This is a genomic window from Bradyrhizobium sp. BR 10289, from assembly GCF_019455385.1.
Taxonomy (GTDB): Bacteria; Pseudomonadota; Alphaproteobacteria; order Rhizobiales; family Xanthobacteraceae; genus Bradyrhizobium.
In genome coordinates this window covers 1-710 of record NZ_JACOFR010000058.1, presented here as the reverse complement: position 1 = coordinate 710, position 710 = coordinate 1, and the positions used below count along the sequence as shown (strand labels likewise).

General features: G+C 67.6%; 2 protein-coding genes. Both read right to left on the bottom strand.

The features are described from left to right. The coding region (locus HYH08_RS37315) for a chemotaxis protein CheW (RefSeq protein ID WP_220014811.1) at positions 1–443 on the bottom strand (443 nt) is incomplete at its 3' end. Positions 444–470: 27 nt separating this feature from the next. Next, positions 471–710: response regulator (locus HYH08_RS37310; RefSeq protein ID WP_220014810.1), on the bottom strand; the 240-nt coding region annotated here is incomplete at its 5' end.

The following is a 710-nucleotide window of genomic DNA, read 5'->3' as shown; positions in this document are numbered from 1 at the left end:
AGGACGCGATCGACGTCGAGGACGACCATGAGCTGGCCGTCGAGACGGTGGACGCCGCCGGCGAGCTTGGCCATGCGGGGATCGAGGTTGACGGGGTTGTCCTCCTTGCCGTCCTCGGGCAGGCGCAGCACTTCGCCGATCTGGTCGATCAGGAGGCCATAGGATTCACCGCGCAGGTCGACGCCGACCGCCATGGGGGTCTTGCCGTCCTCGGCGCGGGGCAGGCCGAGACGGGCACGCATGTCGACCACGGTGACGATGCGGCCGCGCAGGTTCAACACGCCCGCGATCTCGCGCGAGGACAGCGGCACACGGGTGACGCGCTCGGGCATGAACACATCCTGGACGCGGGAGATCGGCAGGCCGAACAGCTGGCCGCCGATCATCGCGGTGACGTACTCGACCATGGCGCCTTCGCTGGACTGGGTCTTCTTGGTCGTCATCTGGATATCTCCTGATCCCTGTCCTGCTTACGCCGCTGCCCGGTTCAGCTCGGAGGCGCCGGCGGCGCCCGCGGTCTGTTCCTTCAGCGCCGCGATCAGACCGGGACGGTCGAACTTGGCGACATAATCGTGGAAGCCGGCCTGGCGGCCGCGCTCGATCGCCGCCGGCGACACCAGCGCGGACAGGCCGATGATCGGCATCGAGCCGAGATTGTTGTCCGAGCGAATGGTCTCGGCGAACTCGAACCCGTTCATGTCGGGCATCTC